Origin of the sequence: Streptomyces monomycini, assembly GCF_022271435.1 — a bacterium.
GTDB classification, from domain to species: domain Bacteria; phylum Actinomycetota; class Actinomycetes; order Streptomycetales; family Streptomycetaceae; genus Streptomyces; species Streptomyces monomycini.
Genome location: NZ_JAFIQY010000031.1, coordinates 15,396 through 38,876 on the forward strand (window position 1 = coordinate 15,396; position 23,481 = coordinate 38,876).

Below are 23,481 nucleotides of genomic sequence, written 5' to 3' on the forward strand. Positions count from 1 at the left end.
ATCCAGTGGTGACATCCAGGGATTCAGTCTCTAGGGTGCCTGAATATGGATATGCACACTGTGGTGTTGGGGACGTCCGGCACGACCGCACAGGACGTCATCGCCGTCGCCCGCGGCGCCGCCCGTATCGAGCTGTCCGAGGAGGCCACGGCGGCCGTCGCCGCCGCCCGCGCGGTCATCGACGACCTCGCCGCCAAGCCGGACCCGGTGTACGGCGTCTCCACGGGCTTCGGCGCCCTGGCCGTACGCCACATCAGCCCGGAGCTGCGCGCCCAGCTCCAGCGCAACATCGTGCGCTCGCACGCCGCCGGCATGGGTCCGCAGGTGGAGCGCGAGGTGGTGCGCGCGCTGATGTTCCTGCGCCTGAAGACGCTGGCCTCCGGACGTACGGGCGTCCGGCCGCTCGTCGTCGGCACGATGGCGGAGATCCTCAACGCCGGGATCACCCCGGTCGTGCACGAGTACGGCTCGCTCGGCTGCTCCGGCGACCTCGCGCCGCTGTCGCACTGCGCCCTGACGCTCATGGGCGAGGGCGAGGCGGAAGGCCCGGACGGCGTCGTGCGCCCGGCCGGCGAACTGCTCGCCGAGCACGGCATCGCGCCGGTCGAACTGCGCGAGAAGGAGGGCCTGGCCCTCCTGAACGGCACCGACGGCATGCTCGGCATGCTGGTCATGGCCTGCGCCGACCTGGCCCGCCTCTTCACCACCGCGGACATCACCGCGGCGCTCTCCCTGGAGGCGCTGCTCGGCACGGACAAGGTGCTCGCGCCGGAACTGCACGCCATCCGCCCGCATCCCGGGCAGGCCGCCTCGGCCGCCAACATGCTCAAGGTCCTGGCCGGTTCGGGGCTCACCGGCCACCACCAGGACGACGCGCCGCGCGTCCAGGACGCCTACTCCATCCGCTGCGCTCCGCAGGTCGCGGGCGCGGGCCGGGACACGCTGGACCACGCCCGCCTGGTCGCGAGCCGGGAACTGGCCGCCGCCGTCGACAACCCGGTGGTGCTGGAGGACGGCCGGGTCGAGTCGAACGGCAACTTCCACGGCGCGCCGGTCGCGTACGTACTGGACTTCCTCGCCGTCGCCGCGGCCGACCTCGGCTCCATCGCGGAGCGCCGTACGGACCGCCTGCTGGACAAGAACCGCTCGCACGGCCTGCCCGCCTTCCTGGCCGGTGACCCGGGCGTCGACTCGGGCCTGATGATCGCCCAGTACACGCAGGCCGCGCTGGTCAGCGAGCTGAAGCGGCTGGCAGCGCCCGCCTCGGTGGACTCCATCCCGTCCTCCGCGATGCAGGAGGACCACGTCTCCATGGGCTGGTCGGCTGCGCGCAAGCTGCGGACCGCGGTGGACAACCTGACCCGGGTGCTCGCCGTCGAGCTGTACGCGGCGACCCGGGCGGTGGAGATGCGCACCGGCCTGACCCCGGCGCCGGCCACCCGCGCGGTGCTGGACGCCGTACGGGCCGCGGGCGTCCAGGGGCCGGGGGAGGACCGTTTCCTCGCGCCGGACCTGGAGGCGGCGTACACCTTCGTCCGCGACGGCCGGCTGGTCGAGGCGGTCGAGAAGGTCACGGGGGAGCTGGCCTGACGGCCGGGGCGGTGGCGACCCGGTGGAGCGGGCGGGGCGGGGCGGCGCGGCTCGCTCCGCCCGCTCCGCGCTTCCGGTACGTGTTTCCGCCCCGCCCGGCCGCCGTCCGGAGATCCGCGCGGTTCTCCGCGCTTCTTTGCCAGGTCGGGGCCGGGCCCCGGGCCGGTCAGGCCACGTCGCCGCGGCTGCGGCGGACGGAGAAGCCGACCAGCCCGGCACCGATGCCGAGGAAGGCGGCGCCCCCGACGACGTACGGCGTGGTGTCGAACGCGCCGGTGTCGGCGAGCAGCGTTCCCTGCCCGGTCGCGGAATTCTGCTGGTCCGTACTGGTCTGCGTGGCGGCGTGCGGCTGCGTCTTCGGCGCCTGCTGGGCCGACCGGGGCGTGTCGTGCGGCGTCCGTTCGCCGTGTTCGACGGTGGCGTTCGCGGACGGTACGAACCACAGGGCGAGCAGTACCGATCCCGCGGCTGCGGCGGTCAGCAGTGGTCGACGTGCGGTCACGGGCACAGAAACGATCCCCCTTGTGGGCTCGGCAAATTGACCGTTGACAACAGATGTTAGTGACAGCCGCGGGTCGTGGGGAAGTCAGGAGCCGGTGGTGCTTACGCTCCCTGACATGAGCAACGACGAGACATCACGGTTTGTCCGGCTCCATGTCGAACTCGTCATGGAGGTCGCCGACTCGGACCGGCTGACCGGCGCGGCACTCGACCACATCAACGGTGACCCTTCTCTACCCGCGGAGGAGCGCGGCCATGCGCGGGAAACGGTCCAGACCGATCCGGCGGAGGCGCTGGCGTACCTCGTGGACCCCTTCGACCTGGTCGAGGGCGTCCCGGGGGTGGAGCTGACGCAGGCGTCCTGGAGCAGCGAGGAGATCGACTACGACGCCGACGCGGAGTGGGTCCTCGGGCACGACGCCGAGGACGACGACTTCCCGGAGGACGAGGAACCCGAGACGGCCGGGGCGGCCGAGGTGCCCGCGGACGGGGTGCGCGCCCGCTTCTGAGGAGCCGCCCGCGGCCGACGCCACGCGATCTCCGTACGACCGCCACGCGATCTCCGTACGACGCCCGTCATCGTCCGGGGGTCGCGTGGCGTTTCCCACAGCTGCCGTACGCATGGAACGGACGAAACGGAACAGACGTTCCTGATGGTGTCGGCCGGCAGTATGCGGCGCGGCGCCCGGCTCGGGGGTTTTCGGGTTCGGTAGCAAGGCAATGGAGAGTCGTGTGATGACGGACAGCAAGCGTCGCAAGGGCCTGATAGCCACTGCCGCGCTGCTCGGGGGTGTGCTGACACTCGGGGCGTGCGGTGGCGGTGACGGCGGTGACGGGGGCGGCCAGGACAACACGAAGAAGGTCGACGAGGCGGCGGCGAAGGACGCCTCGGAAGCCAAGATCAAGATCGAACCGAAGAACGGATCCACCGACGCGGGCATCAACAGCGCCGCCAAGGTCACCGTCGCCGGCGGCAAGCTCACCGACGTCACGATGACCGCCGGTGAGAACAAGAAGCCGGTCGAGGGCACGCTCGCCGCCGACGGCAGCTCCTGGCAGCCGAAGAAGCAGCTGGAGCGCTCGACCAAGTACACGATCACCGCGCACGCCGCCGACGGCGAGGGCCGCAAGGCGGTGGAGCACTCGACCTTCACCACGGTCTCCCCGAAGAACAGCTTCATAGGCAACTACACACCGGAGGACGGCTCGACCGTCGGTGTCGGTATGCCGGTGTCGGTCAACTTCGACAAGCCCGTGAAGAACAAGAAGGACGTCCAGTCCGCGATCAAGGTGGCGTCCAGCAGCAACCAGGAGATCGTCGGCCACTGGTTCGGCGACCAGCGCCTGGACTTCCGCCCGAAGGACTACTGGAAGCCGAATTCCCAGGTCAGCGTGGACCTGAAGCTGGACGGCGTCGAGGCCGCACCCGGCGTCAAGGGCGTCCAGAACAAGAAGGTCAACTTCAAGATCGGGCGGTCGCAGGTCAGCACCGTCGACGCCAAGACGCACCAGATGACCGTGGTGCGCGACGGCAAGACGATCAAGACCATCCCGATCTCGGCGGGCAGCAAGGACCACCCGACGTACAACGGCAAGATGGTCGTCTCGGAGAAGTACCAGCAGACCCGGATGGACGGCTCCACCGTCGGCTTCACCAACAACGACGGCAAGGGCGAGTACGACATCCCCGACGTCCCGCACGCCATGCGGCTGTCCAGCTCCGGCACGTTCCTGCACGGCAACTACTGGGGCAAGGGCATCTTCGGCAACGCCAACACCAGCCACGGCTGCATCGGCCTGGAGGACGTCAAGGGCGCCGGTGACCCCGGCACCGACGGCGCCTGGTTCTACCAGAACTCGCTGGTCGGCGACGTAGTCCACATGGTCAACTCCCCGGACAAGACCATCAAGCCGGACAACGGCCTCAACGGCTGGAACATGGACTGGAACGAGTGGGTGGCGGGCAGCGCCGTGAAGTAGCGCGCCTTTGCCCCTCGGCTCGGAGGGCGGGCCCCCGCCGGTGCGCAGGCGGGGGCCCGCCCTCCGTATCGTGACCACGTGAGCAAGCACGACGACGGACAGCGGCAGCAGGGCGGCCGGGCGGCGGCCGGTGAACTGGTCGGCACCGTACTCGGCACCGTCCGGTACGCCGAGGACGGGACGCCCGCCGAGGACGCCCTGGAGGCCGGCGCCTCCATGCTGGCAGCGGCGCCCGCCGGCCCGGAGGCCGTCAGCGCCGCGCTGCTGGCGGCGGCGGAGGACGGCGTACGGCGCTGCTGGCAGGGCGGCTGGCAGCCCGCCGACCTGGAGCGGATCGTACGGCGCGAGACGGGCGGCGGCCCGCGTACCGCCGTCGTCGTGGACGCGATGGCCGCCGAGGCCCAGCGCGCGGGCCGGGCGGCGGAACGCGCCCGTGGGCCCCGCTGGGCGGCCCAGCTGCGCGACCTGGGAGCCGAGCTCTGGTGGCAGTCGGACGCCCGCTACATCCACGAGCTGGCGCACCGCCGCCGCAGCTCACGCTTCGAGACGACGTACGACGTTCTGGCAGCGCTGCGCGTCCTGGCGCGCCTGCCCCGCATCACGCCCCTTCCGGCCGCCCGTCCGGTACGCGCGCACGCGCCCGCCGAGTCCCGGGCCCTCGGCCGTATCCGCGGCCTGCTCGCCAAGGCCGAGGCGACGGACTACCCGGACGAGGCGGAGGCACTGTCGGCCAAGGCCCAGGAGCTGATGGCGCGCCACAGCATCGACGAAGCACTCCTCGACCACGCTGGCACCGGCTTCGGCCCCGCTTCCTCGGCCATGCGCACCGCACCCTCCACCCCCTCCGCCATCCGCATCGGCATCGAAGGCCCGTACGAGCAGGCGAAGGCCCTGCTGCTCGACGCGGTCGCCACCGCCAACCGCTGCCAGGCAGTCTGGTCCGGCGACGTGGCCTTCTCCACCCTCATCGGCTTCGAAGCCGACCTGGAGGCCACCGAACTCCTCTACACCTCGCTGCTCCTCCAGGCCACCACCGCCATGCACCGCGCGGGCGACGCCCACCACAGCCGCGGCCGGTCCCGCCGTACCCGCGACTTCCGCCAGACCTTCCTCGTCGCGTACGCCGACCGCATCCGCGCCCGCCTGACCGCGGCCACGCAGGAGGCGACCGCCGAAGCCGCGGGCGGCGCCCCGGACCTCCTGCCGGTCCTGGCCGCCCGCGAGGTCGCCGTGGCGGAGACCACCGGCGAACTGTTCCCCGACACCGCCGCCGTCCGGATGCGGGGCGTACGCGACGCCGCCGGCTGGGAACAGGGCGCCGCGGCAGCCGACCAGGCCCATCTCAACCACCGAAAGACCTGACCCCGGCGGCGAACCCTTGATCCGCCCCCCTAATCTGCCCTCCCCCTGATCCGCCCCCTCGCGTCAGCTCCGGTCGGACGGTGCGCCGATCCGCGCCGCAGCGGCGCCGCCGGACCGCTCGGTGTCGCCCGCGCCCGGCCGCTGCACCGCACCGGCCGCGAAGCAGGCCTCCGGATCGTCACCCCCGGTCGGCGCCGTGGCGGCGATGAGGGCGTCCAGCGTCTCCCGTGCGGCCAACAGGCCGGCCACCGCCTCGTTGATGCGTTCACGCTCCCGGTGCAGGTCGGGCAGCATGCCGGAACAGGCCGGCGCCAGGGTCTGCCCGTCGTCGGCCATGCAGGGCATCAGCTCGGCGATCGTGGCGGTGCCGAGACCGGCGCCGAGCAACATGCGGATGCCGCGGACGGTGGCTATGTCCGCTTCGGCGAACTCGCGGTACCCGCTGGCCTGCCGCGACGGCTTGAGCAGCCCCTGCTCCTCGTAGTAACGCAGCAGACGTTGGCTGACCCCGGTCCGCCGGGAGAACTCCCCCATACGCATGTGACGACCACCACGTTCAGTTGACTCTCACACCGATGTGAGACAGCAGTCTATTCCGCATGACTGACAACCGATCAGAAGCCCAGCCGCACGCACCCGTTACCGTCATCGGCCTCGGCCCCATGGGCCTCGCGCTCGCCGAAACGCTCCTGCGGAACGGCCACCCCACGACCGTCTGGAACCGCACCCCGGAGAAGGCCGACAGCCTCGTGGCCAAGGGGGCCCACCGCGCGGAGACGGTCGCCGAAGCGATCTCCGCGAGCGCTGTCACGGTCGTCTGTCTCCAGGACTACGCGGCCATGTACGCGGTGTTCGACTCCGCCGGCGACGCCGTGAAGGGCCGTGCACTGGTGAACCTCAACTCCGGCACACCGAACGAGGCACGCGCGGCGTCCCGTTGGGCGGCCGGGCGAGACGTCGCCTACCTGGACGGCGCGATCATGGTGCCGCCACCGCTCGTCGGGCACCCTGACTCCGTCTTCCTCTACAGCGGTGCACAGCATGTCTTCGACGAGCACCGGCCGACGCTGGCGAGCATGGGCGACCCCCGGTACCTCGGCCCCGACCCCACCCTGGCAGTGCTGTACAACACCGCGCTGCTCGACCTGATGTACGCGACCATGAACGGCTTCCTGCACGCCACAGCGCTGGTCGGATCGGCGAACGTCCCGGCGGCCGAGTTCGCCGGTCTCGCCCTCGACTGGTTCCTGCCCACAGTGGTGAACGCGACCCTCACCGAGCAGGCCCCCGCCCTGGACAAGGGCGACTACCCCGGCGACGCGGGCACCATGGAGATGAACCTCCACGCGCTCGACCACCTCACCCGCACCTGCGTGGAGCAGGGCATCCACGCCGACCAGCCGCAGCTCATGAAGGCGATCGCCGAGCAGGCGATCGCCCAGGGCCACAGCGGCAAGAACTACCTGGCCGTGCACGAGGTCTTCAAGCAGCCGGCCCAGCCCCGCCGACCCGGCTGAACCCCGAGCACTTCCCCATCCCCCGCCAGCGCCCGGAAGTACTCCCCCGGCCCACCGACCAGCTTCCGGGCTTCCAGGTCCATCAGCCCGCTCACCGCCGTCACCCGGGCCGCCCCCACGAACACAGCCCGCCCCGTACCACAGGCCCCCTCGACCCGCCGTCACGTCCGGGCGCCCTTCGGCGCCGTGATCGCCAGTGCGGCCGGTACGGGTCCGCCGGGACGGCCGTCGCCGCGTCTGTGATGCGCGTATCTCATTTGACGCCTGATCGGTCACCAACGAGACTTCGCCAACAACCAGGACAAACACGTGGGTTCGCCCCATGTGTAACGGTACGAGGGGTTACCGAAGAACATGCACACACATCACACCAACTCCGCGCGCGTGCGCAGAACCATCGCGCGCGGCGTCGTGACCGCCACCGTGCTGGCCGCGGTCACCGGCTTGGTCGCGCCGATGGCCGCGGTTGCCGCGACGCCGGACGGGGCGCCCAAGAAGTCCGGTCGCACGACCGAGGAGATACTGCGGGAGATCGAGAAGGCCAGGGCCGAGCGTGCGGCCCGACAGGCCAGGGCCCAGGTCCTGAGCACCGTGGGTATCCCGAACCGCCCGGACCTGGTGGAGCTCGGCGACACCGATTTCCTCCGCGCGCTCGCGGAGCACCCCGCTTCCGGGCCGGAGGTCCGGGCCGCAGCCGTCCGCGCCCTGAACGGTGGCCCGGCCGGCCGGCAGGAGTTCATGGCCAACGGCGCCCGCGAGGCCCACTGGCGCGACGTGGAACGCGAGATCAAGGAGGTGCAGGAGCAGCTCCGCAAGGACGCCGAGCGCCCGAAGGAGATCGCCGCTCGCAAGAAGACCGCGGCCCTGTTCGACATGGTCGCCTCCGAGGCCATGCTCGGCCTCAGCGATGACGCCTTCCTCCGCGAACTGCTGCGCGGCGCTCCCGCCAAGACCCGGGCCACCGGCCTCTACGCGGAGGGCCTGCGGGTGTCCGAAAGCTCCGACCCGGCGGCCTGGAAGGAGTTCATCCACACCGGTGCCCACCAGGCCTACGTGCGCGATTTCGACGAGTTCATGAAGAAGCGCGACGAGGCCGACCGGAAGCGCGCGCAGTAATCCCGGCCCCCCTTCCGGCCCAGCCGTCAGCCATCCGCCTTGGCCACCCCCACCGGGCAGCTCACCCCCGTCCCCCCGATCCCGCAGTACCCCGCCGGGTTCTTGTCCAAGTACTGCTGGTGGTAGTCCTCGGCCGGGTAGAAGGGGCGGTCCGTGGCCGGGAGGATTTCGGTGGTGATGTCGCCGTGGCCCGCGGAGTGCAGGACGGACTGGTAGGCGGTGCGGGAGGCCTCGGCCGCCTGCTGGTCGGCGGGGGAGTGGGTGTAGATCGCGGAGCGGTACTGGGTGCCGGTGTCGTTGCCCTGGCGGAAGCCCTGGGTGGGGTCGTGGGACTCCCAGAAGAGCTTCAGGAGGGCGGCGTAGGAGACCTTGGCGGGGTCGTAGACGACGCGGACGGCTTCGGTGTGGCCCGTCAGGCCGCTGCACACCTCTTCGTAAGCCGGGTTCGGGGTGTGGCCGCCCTGGTAGCCGGCCAGGGTCGTCCAGACGCCCTCGGTCTGCCAGAACTTGCGCTCGGCGCCCCAGAAGCAGCCCAGGCCGAAGTCGGCGATCCGCAGGTGCTCGGGGTAGGGGCCGAGGAGCGGGTTGCCGAGGACCGTGTGCCGGTCGGGGACGGGGAAGTCACGTTCGGGGCGGCCCTTCAGGGCCTCCTCCGGGGTGGGCAGGGCGTTCTTGAAGCGGTTGAAGAGCATGACGTCTCGCTCCGTGGGTGAGGGAAGAGGACGGTGACCGGCTGCCGGGACAACGCCGGGCGGGGGAGACGCATTCCGGGGAGAGGGACGGGGGCGGGGACGAGGACGGGGACGAGGACGGGGACAGGGACCGGGATGGCGCCGTCGCCGGGGCGGGGGCGGTCACGGGTGCGGGCGGAAGTCGGACGAGGTGCCGCCGCCGCGTTCCCAGCCGGCCACGGCCAGGGCGCGGAACGCGGCGTACTCGGCGGCGGGGCTGCTGCCGTACGACCACGGGACGGCGCCGACATGGCCGTCGACCAGACGCAGCTGCTCCACGGCCTCCGCGTAGCGCTCGGCGTGCACGAGGAACCAGATGAGCAGGTGCCGGACGTGCGGGGCCATGGGGTGGTCCGCCGGGGCCTCGCGCAGGGCGAAGTGCGCGCCCTCGATCGCGCGTTCGACGACGGCGCTCTGGAAGAGGCTGCTGACCATGTTGGCCTCGGGCAGGTGGTCGTAGACGGCGAAGAGCGGGAGGGCCGGGAGCAGGCTCTTGGCGGGGGCGGCCGAGGCGGCGCTCTCGGTGAACGCGGCGGCCTCCTCCTTGGAGCCGTGCCACTTCTGGGACCAGTAGGGCAGGGCCGCGAGGTGCGCGCCCATGTGGTGCGGGGCGCGCTGGGCGACCTTCGACCACAGGGCGTCGTAGTCCGCGCGGCGGTCGCCGAGGCCGCGGGCGACGGCCAGCTCGGTGATGTACGGGACGGGGCTGCCGGGGGCCAGCAGGGCCGCCTCGTGGCAGACCGTCCGGGCCTCCTCCAGGATCATGCGGAAGTCCTGCGAGGCGGGGTCGCGCAGCGCCTGGATCACGAGGAACTGGGCGTGGGTCTGGGCGCCGCCCGGGTCCTTGGGCGCCTCGGAGCGCCACGTACGCAGCCAGATGCCGCCCTGTCCGGGCCGCTCCGCCAGCTCGAACGCCGCGGCCCCGGCGAGCGTCTGCACCCGCTGCCAGCGGCGCTCCCAGTCCTCGCCGGTGGCGCTCAGCAGCTGTGCGGCCGGGCGCCAGTCGTGCGTGCGCCGGATCTCGTCGAGGGTGTCCTCCAGCTCCTGGTCGGGGCCGGGCAGCCGAACGTCGAGCTCCTGGGCCGGGACGAATCCGTAGCCGGCCATGGGGTCGGCGGCCAGCGTCAGCCCCTGCTGGGCCTGCTGCGTGGCCTGGCGGCGCCGCAGCCAGGGCAGCAGGACGAGCCCGCCGAGCGCGGCAGCGGCGAAGAGAACCAGCAGAACGTCCATGTGGTCAGTCTCGGATTCCGGTCTTGGGATGCGGGTGGGGGAGGGGAGAGGAGAGGGAGAGGGTGGATGTGGCGTGGTGGTGCGGCAGGGGTGGAGCGCGAATGTGTCTTGTATGTATCCACTATCCAGCGAAGCAGAAAGTTCCGAAAAGTTCGCGGGTGTGGACGACTACCCTCGGCAGACATGAGCGATCAGCGCGAGGAGCGCCCCCAGAATTTCGAGACCCTTGCCATTCACGCAGGTCAGGAGCCCGATGAGGCGACCGGCGCGGTGGTACCGCCCATCTACCAGGTGTCCACCTACAAGCAGGACGGCGTGGGCGGGCTGCGTGGCGGCTACGAGTACAGCCGCAGCGCGAACCCGACCCGTACCGCCCTGGAGGAGAACCTGGCCGCCCTCGACGGCGGCCGCCGCGGTCTGGCCTTCGCCTCCGGGCTCGCGGCCGAGGACTGCCTGCTGCGTACCCTCCTGGTCCCCGGCGACCACGTCGTGATCCCCAATGACGCGTACGGCGGCACGTTCCGCCTCATTTCGAAGGTCGTCGAGCGGTGGGGTGTGGAGTGGTCGGTCGCCGACACCTCCGACCCGCAGGCCGTACGGGACGCGCTGCGCCCCCGTACCAAGGCGATCTGGGTGGAGACGCCCAGCAACCCGCTCCTCGGCATCACGGACATCGCCGCGCTCGCGGCCGTGGCGCGCGACGCCGGGGTCCGCCTGGTCGTGGACAACACCTTCGCCAGTCCTTACCTCCAGCAGCCGCTGGCCCTCGGCGCGGACGTGGTGGTCTACTCCACGACCAAGTACATGGGCGGTCACTCGGACGTGGTCGGCGGCGCGCTCGTCGTCAACGACGCCGAGCTGGGCGAGGAGCTGGCCTACCACCAGAACGCGATGGGCGCGGTCGCCGGTCCGTTCGACGCGTGGCTGGTGATGCGCGGGCTGAAGACGCTGGCCGTACGGATGGACCGGCACAGCGCCAACGCGGCCCGGATCGCCGAGCTGCTCGCCGCGCACGACAAGGTGTCGCAGGTCTGCTACCCGGGCCTGAAGGACCACCCCGGCCACGAGATCGCCGCCAAGCAGATGCGTTCCTTCGGCGGCATGGTGTCGTTCCGTGTGGCGGACGGCGAGCAGGCCGCGGTGGAGGTCTGCAACCGCGCCAAGCTGTTCACGCTGGGCGAGTCGCTGGGCGGCGTGGAGTCGCTGATCGAGCACCCGGGCCGGATGACGCACGCCTCGACGGCGGGCTCGCTGCTGGAGGTCCCGAACGACCTCGTACGGCTCTCGGTCGGCATCGAGTCGATCGACGACCTGGTCGCGGACCTCACGCAGGCGCTGGGCTAGGAAGCATCCGGGCCCTGGGCCCGGAAGCGCTCGGGCGCCGGGCCGGGAGACGGTCCCCGGCGCTGGGCTCGAGGGGTGCTTCAGGCGCTGGGACAGCGGCGCCCGGAGTCCCCCGGCCCTGCTCACCACCCTTCCAGCGGAGGGGTGGTGTGCGCCGGCGGCGGCAGCCACGGCTGGTCCACGGCCGCCCAGGCCAGGAGTGCCGCCACGGCCGCCACGGCCAGCAGCCACAGCAGTCGGCGCGCCAGCCGCCGGTGGACCAGCAGCCGCCGGCCGCGCGCGGCGGCGCGCAGCGCCAGGTCGGGCGGGACCGGCGGGTGCGGCCCGTCCAGCATCCGCCGTACCTCGGTCTCCTTGCGGTCCGGAAGGCTCATGGCGTGGCCGCTTCCGGGCGCGGGGCCGGTGGTGGCAGTGGATCCGGTGCGGTGGGTGCTGGTGGTGCGGTCGGTGAGCTTGGTGTGGTTGACGCGGCTGGCGTGGTTGGTAGGTCCGGTGGGTCCGGTGGGGCTGGCGCGTCGGGTGTGTCCGGTACGCCGAAAGGTTCCGCTGCCGGCGCTCCGACCTGTACCGGCGGCCCCGCGTACCCGGCGGGAGGGTCGCTGCGCATGCGCCCCACGGCCCGCAGGCACAGTGTGTGGACGCGTTCGGCGGGCAGGCCCAGCTGCGCGGCGGTCTGCTCCTCGGCGACGCCCTCGTAGAGACGCAGTACGAGTACCAGCCGCTCCTGGGGCGGCAGCCGCCCCAGGAGGCCGCCGGGCGGCGGTCGCCTGCCGTGTCCCAGGGCGCGGGGGAGCCGTTCCCGCCAGGCGGAGTGCGCGAAGTGGGCGGCCATCTCCTGGCGCGCGCGGTCGTACGGGTCCTCGCCGCGCAGCCGGTCCCAGGCGGCGTACGTACGGGCCAGCGCCAGAGTGAGCAGGTGTTCGGCGGCGGGCGCGGGACGGTCCTCCGGCTCCGCGGTCAGGAGTGTGGCGGCGTGCAGCAGACGGCCGGCCGCGCCCGCGACGAACGCCTCGAACTCCCGGGCACGACGGCGTTCCTGGGCTGCTCGCCGCTCTCGCACAGCTCCATGGCACGGCAGGCCCGGCACGCGGTCAAGAGGCGGCAGGGAAAAACCGGGGGCGCGCAGGGCCGGCCGCGTTCGTTCCCCTCGCTCTCCCTGCTGCGCGGCGGCCGGACCGCCGGCCGCTGAGGAACGGACGGACCGGGATCCGGCTGCGGAGGGACCGACGGTCCGGGGCGCGTTCGCCGAGGGACCGACGGAGCAGCATCCGGCCGCCGGGGAACGGGCCGCCGGGGAACGGGCCGCCGGGGAACCGGCGGGCCAGGACCCGACCGCTCAGGAGCTCGACGTCACCGGCGGCAGCGTCGCGGTGACCGTGGACAGGGAGGTGTTGAAGCGCGTCAGCAGGCTGCAGAACGAGTCCCGCTCCTCCTCCGTCCACTCCTCGGTGACCAGCGCCATCAGGGCGCGGCGGGAGGCCCGTACCTCTTCCAGCCGGGACCGGCCGCGCTCGGAGAGCTGGAGTACGACCGCACGGCCGTCCTCGGGGTGTGAGGCGCGGTTGACCAGGCCGGAGTCGACCAGTGGGGCGACCTGCCGGGTGACGGTCGAGGAGTCGATGCCCATGCCGGCGGCCAGCGCCTTGACACCCATCGGGCCCTCTCTGTCCAGCCGGTTGAGGAGCAGATAGGCGGCACGGTCCATGGAATTGCGTGCCTGGCCGACGCCGCCGAGCCGGCTCTGTTCGGCGCGGCGGGCGAAAACGGCGACTTGGTGTTGCAGCGCGTCGAGAAGAGCGGGGTCGGTGTGGGTCGTCATGTCCGAAGAGGTGGGCATGGCCGGGAGCTCGCTTCATGGGATGCGTACGGATTGGGGGACAGAGTACGCGGCCCCGGCGCGGACCGTACCGGCGCTGTCCAAAGACGTGCCTCGGCGGCGCCGGTCCGGCGGCCCCGGGCCCCCGCGGCGGACCGAACTGTAAGACTGGGCTTCATGGCCGATCACACGCCGCACGAGCACACTTCCGCCCCCGGTTCCTCTTCGGGTTCCGCTTCCGCTTCTGCCGCCGGTCAGCGACCCGGTCCGGCATCGGTCCCGGCACGTGCGGAGGTGCCCGGTACCGGTGCGCAACCGGCGTCGAATTCCGGTTCCGCCTCCGTTTCCGGGCCGGGCGCGGGCCCGGCGGCCGCCGCCTCCGCCGGGCTCGGCGTCGAGGACGTACGGGAGGCGCAGAAGATACTGTCCGGCGTCTCGCGGTCCACCGCCTTGGAGGGGAGCCGGCACCTGTCCGGTTTGGTGGGGGCGCCGGTGCATCTGAAGTGCGAGAACCTGCAACGCACCGGCTCCTTCAAGATACGTGGCGCGTACGTGCGGATCGCGGCGCTCTCCCCTCAGGAGCGGGCGGCCGGCGTGGTCGCCGCCAGCGCCGGGAACCACGCGCAGGGCGTGGCGCTGGCGGCCTCGCTGCTCGGGGTGCGCTCGACGGTGTTCATGCCGGTCGGCGCGCCGCTGCCGAAGGTCGCCGCGACCCGTGAGTACGGCGCCGAGGTGCGGCTGCACGGCCAGGTCGTGGACGAGACGCTGGCCGCCGCCCAGGAGTATGCCGAGGCGACGGGCGCGGTCTTCATCCACCCCTTCGACCACCGGGACATCATCGCGGGCCAGGGCACGGTCGGCCTGGAGATCCTCGAACAGTGCCCGGAGGTGCGCACCATCGTCGTGGGCATCGGCGGCGGCGGGCTCGTCGCGGGCATCGCCCTGGCGGTCAAGGCGCTGCGGCCGGACGTGCGGATCGTCGGGGTGCAGGCGGCGGGCGCGGCCGCCTATCCGCCCTCACTGGCGGCCGGGCGGCCGGTCTCGATCGAGGCGCCGGTGACGATGGCGGACGGCATCAAGGTGGGGCGCCCGGGCGACGTGCCGTTCAAAATCGTCGGCGATCTCGTCGACGAGGTCCGTACCGTGTCCGAGGACGAGCTCTCCAGCGCTCTGCTGCTCTGCCTGGAGCGGGCCAAGCTGGTCGTGGAGCCGGCGGGGGCGAGTCCGGTGGCCGCGCTGCTGTCGCGGCCCGAGTCCTTCGAGGGGCCGGTGGTCGCGGTGCTGTCCGGAGGCAACGTCGATCCGCTGCTGATGCAGCGCATCCTGCGGCACGGCATGGCCGCCGCGGGGCGCTACCTGTCGCTGCGCCTGCGGCTGACGGACCGGCCGGGGGCGCTCGCGACGCTGCTCTCGGTGCTGTCGGAGGTCGACGCGAACGTCCTGGACGTGAGCCATGTGCGGACCGATCCGCGGCTCGGGCTCACGGAAGCGGAGGTGGAGCTGCATCTGGAGACCAAGGGCCCGGAGCACTGCACGGAGGTCAGCTCGGCCCTGCGGGCGGCGGGTTACACCGTCATGAGCTGAGGTGCGCCGCGGCGCACGGCCGGGCCGGCCGTGCGCCCACGGACGCCGTCTGACGTATATCGCGATGTATCGCGAGCGCGGTATGGTCCGGGTCGCGGGGGCGCTGGGCCGTGTTTCAGGGCACCCTCGGTGCCGGGTATATGACCGTAGAGCGGCTCATATCCGGTGAAAGTAACTTCTTCCCGGAGTCAACCCATACCTTGGGAGAACCCACATGCCAGGCGCCATTTACGCCGAGGGTCTGGTGAAGACCTTCGGCAAGGTGAGGGCTCTGGACGGCGTCGACCTCGACGTCCCCGAAGGAACCGTCCTCGGACTGCTCGGCCCGAACGGTGCGGGCAAGACCACCGCCGTACGAGTCCTGACCACCCTGCTCCAGCCGGACCGCGGCACCGCGGTCGTCGCCGGCGTCGACGTGCTCAAGCACCCCGACGAAGTACGCCGCTCGATCGGTCTGTCCGGCCAGTTCGCCGCCGTCGACGAGTACCTGACGGGCCGCGAGAACCTGACCATGGTCGGCCGGCTCTACCAGATGAGCGGGCGCGCGGCGAAGGCCCGGGCCACCGAGCTGCTGGAACGTTTTCACCTCACCGACGCCGGCGACCGGCCGGCCAAGACCTACTCCGGCGGCATGCGGCGCCGGCTCGACCTGGCGGCCGCGCTGGTCGTCAGCCCGCCCGTGATGTTCATGGACGAGCCCACCACCGGCCTGGACCCGCGCAACCGCCAGCAGCTGTGGGAAGTCATCGAGGAACTGGTCGCCGGCGGCACGACGCTGCTCCTCACCACCCAGTACCTGGAAGAGGCCGACCGCTTGGCGCACGACATCTGCGTGGTCGACCACGGCCGGGTCATCGCCCGCGGCACCTCCGACGAGCTCAAGGCGCGTACGGGCGGTGAGCGGGTGGAGGTCGTCGTGCACGCCGCCGAACACATCGGCACCACCGACGAGGTGCTGCGCGGCTTCGGCAAGGGCGCGAGCAAGATCGAGCGGCACACCCGCAAGATCACGGTGCCGGTGTCGGGCGGCGCCAAGCTGCTCGCCGAGATCATCCGCGAACTCGACGTACGCGGCGTCGAGATCGACGACATAGGGCTGCGCCGGCCGACCCTGGACGACGTGTTCATCTCGCTGACCGGCCACGCCGCGGAGGCCGCGGAGGGCAACGGCGAGGACGGGGACGGCGAAGGCGGGGCCGGCGAAGGCGGGGGCCCCGCGGCCGGTGACGCGCCCGCCGGGCGGCGGTCCGCCGCCGGAAAGGAGCAGACGTCATGAGCAGCGCGACCGACTCCCTGATCCTCGCCCGGCGGAACCTGATCCGCATGAAGCGGATTCCCGAGGTGGTGCTGTTCGGCCTCATCCAGCCGATCATGTTCGTGGTCCTGTTCACGTACGTGTTCGGCGGCTCGATCCAGGTCGGCGGCTCGGTCTCGCAGCAGACCTACCGCGAGTTCCTGATGGCGGGCATCTTCGCGCAGACCGTCACCTTCGCCACCGCCGGGGCGGGCGCGGGCATCGCCGACGACATGCACAAGGGCCTGGTCGACCGGTTCCGCTCGCTGCCCATGGCGCGTGGCGCCGTCCTCACCGGCCGGACGCTCGCCGACCTGGTGCAGACCGCGCTGACGACGGTCGTGCTCGCCCTCGTCGCGCTCCTCATCGGCTGGCGTACGCACACGAACATCGGCAGCGTCCTCGCGGGCTTCGCCCTGCTGCTCCTGCTCGGTTACGCGTTCTCCTGGATCGGCGCGCTGATCGGCCTGTCCGTACGGACGCCGGAGGCCGCCACCTCGGGCGGGCTGATCTGGCTGTTCCCGCTGACGTTCATCTCCAACGCCTTCGTGGACTCCAACAAGCTGCCGACGGTCTTCCGGCACATCGCGGAGTGGAACCCGTTCAGCACCACGGTCCAGGCCGCCCGTGAGCTGTTCGGCAACCTGCCGCCCGGCTTCAAGACCCCGGACGCCTGGCCCATGCAGCACCCGGTCATCGCCTCGGTGCTGTGGTCGGCGCTGATCCTCGTCTTCTTCCGTACGCTCGCGGTCCGCAAGTACCGCAAGGCGGCCGGCTGACCGGAGGCCGGACGGGCCGCACACGGACGCGACCGGCCCGGAGCCGCTGGGGCTCCGGGCCGGTCGTCGTCAGGCCACGGGCGGACGCCGCCCGACGGTCAGCCGTTGTACGGCTTGGCTTCGAGGATCTTCACCGAGGCCGTCTTGCCGTTGGGGAGCTCGTACCGAGCCGTCTCGCCGATCTTCTTGCCGTTCACTCCGGAGCCCAGCGGGGACTGCGGGGAGTAGGTCTCGATCTCCGAGCTCGCGTACTCCCGCGAGGCCAGCAGGAACGTCAGGGTGTCGTCCGGGTCTCCGTCGAACGCGATGGTGACGACCGTGCCGGGGGCCACGACACCAGTGGCGGCGGGCGCCTCGCCGACCTTCGCCGACTCCAGCAGCTGCTTGAGCTGGCGCATCCGAAGGTCCTGCTTGCCCTGCTCTTCCTTGGCCGCGTGGTACCCGGCGTTCTCCTTCAGGTCACCTTCCTCGCGGGCCGCCGCGATCTTTTCGGTGATCTCGGCGCGTGCGGGACCAGACAGGTACTCCAGCTCGGCCTTGAGCTGGTCATACGCCTCCTGGGTCAGCCAGGTGACGTTGTCGCTGGTCTGGGTCACAGGTGCTCCTCGTCGGTGCTGGGGATAAATCAAACGCCCTACCAGGAAGGCTGCGCCTCCACGGGTGGGCGAAACCACGAGCCTAACAATTCCGGCACAAAACGGGGAAGGGGAATTTCGCCGGGAACGTCATCCGGCCGGATCGTGCCCGGTCAGCGCGCCGGCCCGGAGGGGCCCGGCGACACACCGGGCGGTGCGGGACGCGGGGGCCGCGGGGCGGCCGCCGGGGTGCGCCGGATCAGCCGCCGGAGGACGTGCAGCCGACCAGGACGGCGTTGGTCGCCCGCGCCGTCGTACGGATCGTGACCTCGACGTCCACCTGCTCCTTCGGAGCGTCCACGGTGACGTCCTTGCGCCCCACCTCGGCGCCGCTTTCGGCCTGCGAGCGCAGCGTGCACGTACCGGTGTCGTCCTTGCCCTTGACGACCTCCAGATGCACCTTGACCGCGCTGTCCGAAACCCGGTCCCAGGTGATCACCCGGCCGCTGAGGTCCTGCCCGGAGATGTAGGAGAAACCGGACCAGCCGACCACGCCGAGCAGCGCCACGCCCAGCACGGCGCCGACGATCTTCAGCTTGCGGTCGGCGCGCTGGTCGGCGGAGCGGCCGTAGCGTCCGTCGGGCAGCCCTTCGCGCACCGCGCTCATGATCGCTCCTCCTGCCGGGGGCTCCGGAATTAATCGCCCCGCGCTTCGGTCACTATAGGAAACATCTTCTCCGGCCTTTCACTGAGGATCGAGTCTTGACTGAGCAGCTGCGACTGATGGCAGTCCACGCCCATCCCGACGACGAGTCGAGCAAGGGCGCGGCCACCATGGCCAAGTACGTGTCCGAGGGGGTGGACGTGCTGGTCGCCACCTGCACGGGCGGGGAGCGCGGCTCCATCCTCAACCCCAAGCTCCAGGGCGACCCGTACATCGAGGAGCACATCCACGAGGTGCGCAAGAAGGAGATGGACGAGGCCCGGGAGATCCTGGGCGTCAAGCAGGAGTGGCTGGGATTCGTCGACTCGGGGCTGCCCGAGGGCGACCCGCTGCCGCCGCTGCCCGACGGCTGCTTCGCCCTCCAGGACGTCGACGCCGCGGCCGAGCCGCTGGTGAAGCTGATCCGTGAGTTCAAGCCGCAGGTCATCACGACCTACGACGAGAACGGCGGCTACCCGCACCCCGACCACATCATGACCCACAAGATCACGATGGTGGCCTTCGAGGCGGCCGGCGACCCGGAGAAGTACCCGGAGGCCGGCGAGCCCTGGCAGCCGCAGAAGCTCTACTACAACCAGGGCTTCAACCGGCCGCGCACCGTCGCGCTGCACGAGGCGCTGCTGGAGCGCGGCATGGATTCCCCGTACGGGGAGTGGCTGGAGCGCTGGAAGGAGTTCGAGCGCCGTGAGCGCACGCTGACCACGTACGTGCCCTGCGCCGAATTCTTCGAGATCCGCGACAAGGCGCTGATCGCGCACGCGACGCAGATCGACCCCGACGGCGGCTGGTTCCGGGTGCCGATGGACATCCAGAAGGAGGTCTGGCCCACGGAGGAGTACGAGCTCGCCAAGTCGCTCGTCGACACGTCCCTCCCCGAGGACGACCTCTTCGCGGGCATCCGCAACAATTGACTCCATGATGAGCGCGACTAGCACCCTCGCCGTGACGCCCTTCGTCACCCTTGCCGACAGCTTCGACAAGGACAAGGTGACCCCGGGCGTCCTCGGCTTCATCGTGTTCGCGGTCATCGGCGGCGCCGTGTGGCTGCTGATGAAGTCCATGAACAAGCGGATGAAGAAGGTCGACTTCGAGGAGGCTCCGGAGGCGCCCGGCACCTCCGGCGGCACGGAGAAGCCCGGCGCCGTGAAGGGGCAGGCGAAGAGCCAGGCGCCCAAGAATCAGGCGCCCAAGAATCAGGCGCCCAAGAATCAGGCGCCGAAGAGCCAGGCGAAGGGGCAGCCCTCGGGGAAGGCACGGCCCGAGGCGGGCTGAGCGCGTCCCCGGACGCCTTGCTGTGCCGGGGGACATCTCCGGCCGCCCCGGCTCGGGGGACACCTCCGGCCGCTCCGGCTCGGGGGACACCTCCGGCCGCCCAGGCCACCCGGCCGCCCCACTGAGGGACCACCTCCGGCCACCCCGCCGGGGGAGCGCCCCAGGTCACTGCGACGAGGGAACGGTCACCCCCATGACCTCGCGCGCGTGGCGGTTCGGCACCATGCCGAGCCGCCATGCCTCCCACCCCGTTTCCGGCTCGACGCCGCGCTCCAGCAGCAGCGCGAACGTCTCCGCGCAGTCCTCCAGCTTCGAGTCCCGGGTCGGGTGCCCTTCCTGCGCGAGCCGGGCCAGCTCCTCCTGCGCGACGGCCGCGCCGACCACCGAACCGCCCGGTGAGGCGAACGGCAGCAGCGTGCAGCGCAGGAAACGGGCCCAGTCCTCGCCGCGCCGGTCGCCGTAGCCGGCGAACGTCCGCGCCGCCTCGTCGGCCAGCTCCAGCGCCTGCGCCGCGCGCCCGTTGCCCGCGTCGATGATCACCAACTCCAGGCAGGACCACGCCTCCCCGTGCGGGACGCCGATCCGCTGGAAGTCTTTGCGGGCGTCCTGGAGGAGCTGCCGGGCGAAGCCGCTGTTGCGCAGCGAACCGGTCTGCGCGGCCCGCAGGTCACGGGTGACACGCCCCGAGTGGTGCCGGGCGCAGGCGAGGCCGTAGCCGTCCTGCATCCGGCTGAACATCGTCCGGGACCGCTCCAGGTGCCGCAGCGCCGCGTCCAGGTCGCCCTCCTCCTCCAGCGACTGGCCGAGGTAGTACAGCGTCCACGCCTCGCCGCGGGCGTCCTCGTGGCGGCGGTGCAGGGGCAGGGCCTGACGCAGCCGGTCCACCGCCGGGGCCGGGTCGGCGTCCACCAGCCGGGCCCGCGCCAGCTGGGTCATCGCCCACGCCTCGCCGCGGTCGTCGTGCGTACGGCCGTACAGGTCCATGGCCGCGTGGAACTCGCGCTCCGCCTCCGGGACCTCGCCCATCCGCAGATACACCTGGCCGAGCTGGAAGTGCGCCCACGCCTGGCCGTGCAGGCTCTCGCTCTCCCGGTGCAGCTCCAGGGACTCGCGCAGCAGCGCCAGCGCCTCGGCCACCTGCGCGCGGTCCCGCTCCACGGCCGCCAGGGCGTGCAGCGTCCACGCCCGGTCACCGCGCACCTCCGGGCCGGACTGCATCTCCAGGGCTTCGCGCAGCTTCGCCGCGGCCTCCGTCAGATTGCCCTGCTGCTGGAGCGTGATCCCCAGGTCGCGCAGGGCGCGCGCGGCACCGACCGGGTGCTGCGCCTCGAAGTACAGGTCGACCACCGAGGTCAGGGTCGTACGGGCCTTGTCCAGCTCACCGAGCTGCCGGGCGGCGACGCCGGTGCGCCACTGCACGGACCGTACGAGCAGCCCCCGGTCGGCGGCCTTGGTCAGCTCGCTCAGCTCACCGAGGCGGTACAGGTCGCCGCGCAGCAGGCAGTAGTCGGCCAGGGCGCCCAGCAGGTGCGAGACGGTCGCCTGGTCCACGTCCTGGTCGGCGTGGCGCAGCGCGGCGGTGATGAAGCTGGTCTCGTCGTCCAGCCACTGGAGCGCGGCGTCCAGCGAGGTGAAGCCGTGCGAGCCGAAGCGGTCGGCACGGGTGGACGTACGGCCGTCCACCAGTCGGATCACCGAGTCCGCCAGCTCCGCGTAGCTGCGGATCAGCCGCTCCTGGGCCGTGGCGCGCTCGGCCGGGTCCTCCTCGTCCACCAGGCGGGCGTGCGCGAAATGGTGCACCAGGGCGTGCAGGCGGTAGCGGTCGCTGCGCACGTGCTCGATCAGGCCCGCGGCGGCCAGCGCCGACAGTCGCCGCTCGGCCTCCGGCACGTCCACCCCCAGCAGCGCCGCCGCGGCGGCCGCCCCCAGGCTGGCCCGCCCCACCAGTGCCAGCCGGCGCAGCAGCCGGCGGGACGCCTCCGGCTGGTCGCCGTAACGCAGCCACAGCGCCGCCTCGGCCGGGGCCGCCCGGTCCTCGGCGGCCGGAGAGCGCGCGGCGCTCTCCGCGAGGTCCGCCGCCAGCGTGGCGGGCGACCGGGGCCCCAGCGACGAACCGGCCACCCGCAGCGCCAGCGGCAGCCCCGCACACAGCTGCGCGATCCGCTCGACGGACTGATGGTCGTACGGCCCGGTCTCACCCCCGGACTCGTCGGCCGCCGCCCGCAGCAGCTCCTCGGTGCCCGCCGAGTCCAGCGCGCCCACCGGCAGCTGATGCACCCACGCCTGGAGATCGCCGGGCAGGTCCATCGGCTCGCGGGTCGTCACCAGCACCAGGCTGTCGGAACGGTCCGGCACCAGCAGACGCACCTGCTCCGGGTCCGAGGCGTCGTCCAGCAGGACCGTGACGGGCAGGCCCGTCAGATGCTTGTGGTACAGCTCCGTGAGCCGCTTGACGTGCTGCTCCTGGGAGGGCCGCTCGCGGAAGAGGAGCTGCTCGCGCGGCGCGCCGAGCCGGTTGAGCAGATGCAGCAGCGCGTCCCGGGTCGGCAGCGGCGTCTCGCCCGGGGTGTCCCCGCGCAGATCCACCACGCACGCGCCGCGGAACTGGTCCCGCAGCTGGTGCGCGGCCCGCACCGCCAGCGCCGTACGCCCGGAACCGGGCTCGCCGTGCAGCACCACGACCGTCGGCCGGGTCTCCGTGCTCGCGCGGGCCGCGTGCACCCACTGCGCGATCTGCGCCAGGTGGGCCCGCCGCCCCGCGAACAGCCGCTCCGGCTGCGGCAGATGGGAGAAGGACTGCTCCAGCACGGACCGCTGGCGGGCCGCCGCGCTGCGGTCCGCGCCGCGCAGCTGCGGCACCCGGTTGCCGCGGGAGGCCGTGGGCGTACCGGAGGAACTGCCGCGCGCCGTCGCCGTGAGCATCCGCTGCTGGTCCAGGAACGGCCGGATACCGCGCACCTCCAGGGCTGTCAGCCACTGCAACCGCAACTGCTCGGGCCCGCCCGGCTGCCCGCGCATCCCCGCCTGGCGGTGGGCCGCGGGCCAGTGTCCCGCCGTCAGCTTCACCACCGTCGCCGCGGCGCCCGCGGCCACCACCGAGACACCGACGCCGAACGCCGTGCCGGGCCCCGTCCCGAACGCGAGATCCGTGCCGAAGGCGGCGACCGCCGCGGCCGCCGTGGCCACCGCGGGCGTGCTCAACTCCTTGCGCGACAGCCGCTCGGACAGCGGGCGCTGCCCGGCCGCCGACTCGTCCAGCGCGTGCACGTACGCGCCGTACTCCTCGGCCGCCGCACCGGCCAGTTCGTCCAGCACCGCCCGCGCCCGGGCCAGCAGAACACCCCGGTCCAGCGTCCCGCCCGAACGCCGTACCTCCTCCTCGACGGCCCGCGACAACAGCCCGTCCGCTTCCGCCCGATGACGGTCGCGCAGCACAGCCAGTGAGCCCGCCATGCCTTCCCCCTCCTGCAGTTCCCAGCGTCCCGGCAGGTCCCGGCACTCCCGGACTCCTCCGGCCTCCCACCGCTCCCCGACGGCCGGGGCAGCGCCCCGCCCCGGCCCGCGGTGATCGGTTCCCGTACCCACAGTGTTCCGCTTCCGCGCGAAATCCGGCAGGCCTGTGGATAACTCCCCGCGTTGGCCGTGGGCTATCCACCGAGGGGCTTTCGGGCTGCGTGGGCTGACCCGGCAGGACGTGGCCGACCGCATGGACGTCACCAAGGGACGGGCGTCAGAGATCGAGCGAGGGCACATCTCCGGCCAGGACGTCCTCGCCCGCTTCGTCGTCGCGCTCGGCGGCCGGCTGCACCAGGCCATCTGCTTCGATGACGGGGACATATTCGATGACGGGGACATAGCGGCGATCACCTGAGTCCGCGACACGCCCGTCGAGGACCGCGCATCGCCGCGAAGCGGGCCGTCCCCCCCGCACGGCGTCCTGGCTGTGCCTCGCGCACCCTCGTCGCCGAACAGCGCCTGGTGTGCCGCTTCGATCTCCCGCTCGGTGAGCGCGCTGTGTCCGGCCGGGTGGGATGCGGCGATCCCGTCCATCGCGAGCTGGTGATGG

At 72.1% G+C, this 23,481-nt stretch carries 22 protein-coding genes and 1 pseudogene; 13 read left to right on the forward strand and 10 right to left on the reverse strand.

The annotated features are described in order from the left end of the window. Window positions 1-45 precede the first annotated feature (45 nt). Window positions 46-1,590 carry a histidine ammonia-lyase gene (gene hutH / locus JXZ78_RS28090; protein ID WP_033038037.1) on the forward strand — a complete coding sequence of 515 codons (1,545 nt, stop codon included), beginning with the start codon at window positions 46-48 and terminating at the stop codon, window positions 1,588-1,590. Between the two features lie 166 nt (window positions 1,591-1,756). Here the strand turns inward: hutH and JXZ78_RS28095 are convergent, their stop codons facing one another. Beyond that, window positions 1,757-2,092 (reverse strand): hypothetical protein, encoded by a 336-nt coding sequence (locus tag JXZ78_RS28095; protein WP_030020624.1) that lies wholly within the window; start codon window positions 2,090-2,092, stop codon window positions 1,757-1,759. A gap of 115 nt (window positions 2,093-2,207) precedes the next feature. Between JXZ78_RS28095 and JXZ78_RS28100 the strand changes: the two genes are divergently transcribed. The 3 genes from JXZ78_RS28100 (at window position 2,208) to JXZ78_RS28110 (ending at window position 5,433) form a co-directional block, all read left to right on the forward strand. Further along, a complete protein-coding gene (locus JXZ78_RS28100) occupies window positions 2,208-2,600 on the forward strand; it encodes a hypothetical protein (protein ID WP_033038038.1) in 393 nt (130 codons plus the stop codon). 226 nt (window positions 2,601-2,826) lie between these two features. Continuing rightward, the gene (locus JXZ78_RS28105; protein ID WP_078624311.1) at window positions 2,827-4,071 is read left to right on the forward strand and encodes a L,D-transpeptidase; all 1,245 of its coding nucleotides are present in this window, start codon (window positions 2,827-2,829) and stop codon (window positions 4,069-4,071) included. 78 nt (window positions 4,072-4,149) lie between these two features. Next, a complete protein-coding gene (locus tag JXZ78_RS28110; protein WP_030020627.1) occupies window positions 4,150-5,433 on the forward strand; it encodes a DUF2786 domain-containing protein in 1,284 nt (427 codons plus the stop codon). 63 nt (window positions 5,434-5,496) lie between these two features. On the opposite strand, the gene JXZ78_RS28115 is transcribed toward JXZ78_RS28110, so the two are convergent. Continuing rightward, window positions 5,497-5,973 carry a MerR family transcriptional regulator gene (locus JXZ78_RS28115; RefSeq protein ID WP_078624312.1) on the reverse strand — a complete coding sequence of 159 codons (477 nt, stop codon included), beginning with the start codon at window positions 5,971-5,973 and terminating at the stop codon, window positions 5,497-5,499. Window positions 5,974-6,032: 59 nt separating this feature from the next. Here JXZ78_RS28115 and JXZ78_RS28120 point away from each other — a divergent pair, with 59 nt between their 5' ends. Next, on the forward strand, window positions 6,033-6,950 hold the full coding sequence (locus JXZ78_RS28120) for an NAD(P)-dependent oxidoreductase (RefSeq protein WP_030020629.1): 918 nt from the start codon (window positions 6,033-6,035) through the stop codon (window positions 6,948-6,950). Between the two features lie 354 nt (window positions 6,951-7,304). Then, window positions 7,305-8,066: an ALF repeat-containing protein gene (locus JXZ78_RS28125; protein WP_050502547.1), complete on the forward strand. Its 762-nt coding sequence runs from the start codon at window positions 7,305-7,307 to the stop codon at window positions 8,064-8,066. A 26-nt stretch (window positions 8,067-8,092) separates the two neighbouring features. Here JXZ78_RS28125 and msrA read toward each other — a convergent pair whose 3' ends face one another. Then, complete coding sequence (gene msrA / locus JXZ78_RS28130) at window positions 8,093-8,758, reverse strand: peptide-methionine (S)-S-oxide reductase MsrA (RefSeq protein WP_030020631.1); 666 nt, start codon at window positions 8,756-8,758, stop codon at window positions 8,093-8,095. Window positions 8,759-8,920: 162 nt separating this feature from the next. Beyond that, window positions 8,921-10,027, reverse strand: a complete 1,107-nt coding sequence (locus JXZ78_RS28135) for a membrane protein (protein WP_030020632.1) — start codon at window positions 10,025-10,027, stop codon at window positions 8,921-8,923. A 183-nt stretch (window positions 10,028-10,210) separates the two neighbouring features. Here JXZ78_RS28135 and JXZ78_RS28140 point away from each other — a divergent pair, with 183 nt between their 5' ends. Next, window positions 10,211-11,371: a cystathionine gamma-synthase gene (locus JXZ78_RS28140; protein WP_030020633.1), complete on the forward strand. Its 1,161-nt coding sequence runs from the start codon at window positions 10,211-10,213 to the stop codon at window positions 11,369-11,371. Window positions 11,372-11,493: 122 nt separating this feature from the next. Here the strand turns inward: JXZ78_RS28140 and JXZ78_RS28145 are convergent, their stop codons facing one another. The 3 genes and pseudogenes from JXZ78_RS28145 to JXZ78_RS28155 form a co-directional block, all read right to left on the reverse strand. After that, on the reverse strand, window positions 11,494-11,745 hold the full coding sequence (locus JXZ78_RS28145; RefSeq protein WP_030020634.1) for a hypothetical protein: 252 nt from the start codon (window positions 11,743-11,745) through the stop codon (window positions 11,494-11,496). A gap of 173 nt (window positions 11,746-11,918) precedes the next feature. Next, window positions 11,919-12,431, reverse strand: a pseudogene (locus JXZ78_RS28150) (sigma factor-like helix-turn-helix DNA-binding protein); the annotation flags it as partial. Between the two features lie 276 nt (window positions 12,432-12,707). Next, window positions 12,708-13,208, reverse strand: coding sequence for a MarR family winged helix-turn-helix transcriptional regulator (locus tag JXZ78_RS28155; RefSeq protein WP_030020636.1), 501 nt, complete (start codon window positions 13,206-13,208; stop codon window positions 12,708-12,710). A gap of 273 nt (window positions 13,209-13,481) precedes the next feature. On the opposite strand from JXZ78_RS28155, the gene ilvA reads away from it, so the two are divergent. The 3 genes from ilvA (at window position 13,482) to JXZ78_RS28170 (ending at window position 16,844) form a co-directional block, all read left to right on the forward strand. Beyond that, the gene (gene ilvA, locus JXZ78_RS28160) at window positions 13,482-14,771 is read left to right on the forward strand and encodes a threonine ammonia-lyase (RefSeq protein WP_078624315.1); all 1,290 of its coding nucleotides are present in this window, start codon (window positions 13,482-13,484) and stop codon (window positions 14,769-14,771) included. Between the two features lie 214 nt (window positions 14,772-14,985). After that, on the forward strand, window positions 14,986-16,047 hold the full coding sequence (locus JXZ78_RS28165; RefSeq protein WP_030020638.1) for a daunorubicin resistance protein DrrA family ABC transporter ATP-binding protein: 1,062 nt from the start codon (window positions 14,986-14,988) through the stop codon (window positions 16,045-16,047). Further along, window positions 16,044-16,844, forward strand: coding sequence for an ABC transporter permease (locus tag JXZ78_RS28170; RefSeq protein WP_033038040.1), 801 nt, complete (start codon window positions 16,044-16,046; stop codon window positions 16,842-16,844). The genes JXZ78_RS28165 and JXZ78_RS28170 overlap by 4 nt, the downstream gene beginning before the upstream one ends. A gap of 98 nt (window positions 16,845-16,942) precedes the next feature. On the opposite strand, the gene greA is transcribed toward JXZ78_RS28170, so the two are convergent. Next, on the reverse strand, window positions 16,943-17,440 hold the full coding sequence (gene greA / locus JXZ78_RS28175; protein ID WP_030020640.1) for a transcription elongation factor GreA: 498 nt from the start codon (window positions 17,438-17,440) through the stop codon (window positions 16,943-16,945). 238 nt (window positions 17,441-17,678) lie between these two features. After that, complete coding sequence (locus tag JXZ78_RS28180) at window positions 17,679-18,086, reverse strand: DUF4307 domain-containing protein (protein WP_030020641.1); 408 nt, start codon at window positions 18,084-18,086, stop codon at window positions 17,679-17,681. Window positions 18,087-18,181: 95 nt separating this feature from the next. On the opposite strand from JXZ78_RS28180, the gene mca reads away from it, so the two are divergent. Both mca and JXZ78_RS28190 read left to right on the forward strand, forming a co-directional pair. Then, a complete protein-coding gene (gene mca, locus JXZ78_RS28185) occupies window positions 18,182-19,054 on the forward strand; it encodes a mycothiol conjugate amidase Mca (RefSeq protein ID WP_030020642.1) in 873 nt (290 codons plus the stop codon). A gap of 4 nt (window positions 19,055-19,058) precedes the next feature. After that, the gene (locus JXZ78_RS28190; protein WP_238783428.1) at window positions 19,059-19,415 is read left to right on the forward strand and encodes a hypothetical protein; all 357 of its coding nucleotides are present in this window, start codon (window positions 19,059-19,061) and stop codon (window positions 19,413-19,415) included. A 165-nt stretch (window positions 19,416-19,580) separates the two neighbouring features. Here JXZ78_RS28190 and JXZ78_RS28195 read toward each other — a convergent pair whose 3' ends face one another. Next, window positions 19,581-22,868, reverse strand: coding sequence for a tetratricopeptide repeat protein (locus JXZ78_RS28195; protein WP_030020644.1), 3,288 nt, complete (start codon window positions 22,866-22,868; stop codon window positions 19,581-19,583). 241 nt (window positions 22,869-23,109) lie between these two features. Between JXZ78_RS28195 and JXZ78_RS28200 the strand changes: the two genes are divergently transcribed. Then, window positions 23,110-23,286, forward strand: coding sequence for a hypothetical protein (locus tag JXZ78_RS28200; protein ID WP_238783429.1), 177 nt, complete (start codon window positions 23,110-23,112; stop codon window positions 23,284-23,286). Window positions 23,287-23,481: the final 195 nt, after the last annotated feature.

Coding starts and splice junctions, on each gene's coding strand:
- hutH (WP_033038037.1), top strand. CDS start 46: ATGGATATGCACACTGTGGTGTTGGGGACGTCCGGCACGACCGCACAG.
- JXZ78_RS28165 (WP_030020638.1), top strand. CDS start 14,986: ATGCCAGGCGCCATTTACGCCGAGGGTCTGGTGAAGACCTTCGGCAAG.
- JXZ78_RS28100 (WP_033038038.1), top strand. CDS start 2,208: ATGAGCAACGACGAGACATCACGGTTTGTCCGGCTCCATGTCGAACTC.
- JXZ78_RS28135 (WP_030020632.1), bottom strand. CDS start 10,027: ATGGACGTTCTGCTGGTTCTCTTCGCCGCTGCCGCGCTCGGCGGGCTC.
- JXZ78_RS28125 (WP_050502547.1), top strand. CDS start 7,305: ATGCACACACATCACACCAACTCCGCGCGCGTGCGCAGAACCATCGCG.
- JXZ78_RS28190 (WP_238783428.1), top strand. CDS start 19,059: ATGATGAGCGCGACTAGCACCCTCGCCGTGACGCCCTTCGTCACCCTT.
- JXZ78_RS28155 (WP_030020636.1), bottom strand. CDS start 13,208: ATGCCCACCTCTTCGGACATGACGACCCACACCGACCCCGCTCTTCTC.
- JXZ78_RS28140 (WP_030020633.1), top strand. CDS start 10,211: ATGAGCGATCAGCGCGAGGAGCGCCCCCAGAATTTCGAGACCCTTGCC.
- JXZ78_RS28195 (WP_030020644.1), bottom strand. CDS start 22,868: ATGGCGGGCTCACTGGCTGTGCTGCGCGACCGTCATCGGGCGGAAGCG.
- JXZ78_RS28170 (WP_033038040.1), top strand. CDS start 16,044: ATGAGCAGCGCGACCGACTCCCTGATCCTCGCCCGGCGGAACCTGATC.
- JXZ78_RS28105 (WP_078624311.1), top strand. CDS start 2,827: ATGACGGACAGCAAGCGTCGCAAGGGCCTGATAGCCACTGCCGCGCTG.
- msrA (WP_030020631.1), bottom strand. CDS start 8,758: ATGCTCTTCAACCGCTTCAAGAACGCCCTGCCCACCCCGGAGGAGGCC.
- JXZ78_RS28115 (WP_078624312.1), bottom strand. CDS start 5,973: ATGCGTATGGGGGAGTTCTCCCGGCGGACCGGGGTCAGCCAACGTCTG.
- JXZ78_RS28180 (WP_030020641.1), bottom strand. CDS start 18,086: ATGAGCGCGGTGCGCGAAGGGCTGCCCGACGGACGCTACGGCCGCTCC.
- JXZ78_RS28145 (WP_030020634.1), bottom strand. CDS start 11,745: ATGAGCCTTCCGGACCGCAAGGAGACCGAGGTACGGCGGATGCTGGAC.
- JXZ78_RS28120 (WP_030020629.1), top strand. CDS start 6,033: ATGACTGACAACCGATCAGAAGCCCAGCCGCACGCACCCGTTACCGTC.